This is a genomic window from Acinetobacter sp. KAM396 (genome assembly GCF_021602765.1).
GTDB lineage: Bacteria > Pseudomonadota > Gammaproteobacteria > Pseudomonadales > Moraxellaceae > Acinetobacter > Acinetobacter towneri_A.
Genome location: NZ_BPPH01000090.1, coordinates 1 through 937, shown reverse-complemented (window position 1 = coordinate 937; position 937 = coordinate 1). Strand labels below are relative to the sequence as shown.

The following is a 937-nucleotide window of genomic DNA, read 5'->3' as shown; positions in this document are numbered from 1 at the left end:
GTAAGCGTCCGCTGAACACACCTTCTGAATTCATCCTATAAGCCTTAATTTAGTCCCCACTTAGAAACAAGTGGGGACTTAAATTTATGACTACAAATCATCAGACATCCATCGCATCTCTTGCGAAAAAACGAAGAACATACAGTGCTGAATTTAAACAGCAGATCGTTCAGGCTTGTAAAGCACCGGACGTTTCAATTGCTTCAGTCGCTTTGCAACATGGATTGAATACAAATCTTGTATCCAAATGGATTCGCTTAATTGATGCTAAGCCAGGGAGTGATCGCTCACCACTACCGAATAAACCTGCATTTATTGCCTTATCTTGCTCTGCACCATTAGATCCTACTCCTACTGACATGTTAAAAGTTCAAATTACTTTACCCCACTCAAAAGCAGAAATTGGCTTGAAATGGCAAGTATCAGAAATACCTGCCTTGGCAGAATTACTCAAGGTGCTGGCAACATGATCCGTATCGATGAAATCTGGCTTTCTACCCAACCTCTGGATATGCGAGCAGGGATGGATACTGTCATGGCTCAGGTGGTGAGAGCCTTTGGCTACATTAAACCGCATTGTGCTTACCTGTTCTGTAATAAACGTGGCCATCGCATGAAAGTGCTGGTACATGATGGACTGGGCATCTGGCTGTGTGCCCGGCGGTTGGAACAGGGAAAATTCCACTGGGCTAAAGTTCACCAGGGTGAAAGCGTAGCTCTCAACCCGGAACAGTTACAGGCATTAATCCAGGGTTTGCCTTGGCAGCGCATTGGACGACAGCAGGTGGTCACAATGCTCTAAACCAGGCTCGACCATTCTGCCATCCTCCAAACGTTCTATTTCATTCTTCTCATGACCTCAGGCATACTGCGGTCATGAATACGCTGCCTGACTTAAGCCAACTGACCCATGAACAACTGCTGGAATTTACCCGGC

Annotated in this window: 2 protein-coding genes; both read left to right on the top strand. The window is 45.8% G+C overall.

All coding sequences use genetic code 11. The features are described 5' to 3' along the window. The first annotated feature begins 86 nt into the window (after positions 1-86). A complete protein-coding gene (locus L6C30_RS14610; protein ID WP_004828545.1) occupies positions 87-470 on the top strand; it encodes a transposase in 384 nt (127 codons plus the stop codon). Beyond that, positions 467-802 carry an IS66 family insertion sequence element accessory protein TnpB gene (gene tnpB, locus L6C30_RS14605; RefSeq protein WP_004828548.1) on the top strand — a complete coding sequence of 112 codons (336 nt, stop codon included), beginning with the start codon at positions 467-469 and terminating at the stop codon, positions 800-802. The genes L6C30_RS14610 and tnpB overlap by 4 nt, the downstream gene beginning before the upstream one ends. Positions 803-937 lie beyond the last annotated feature (135 nt).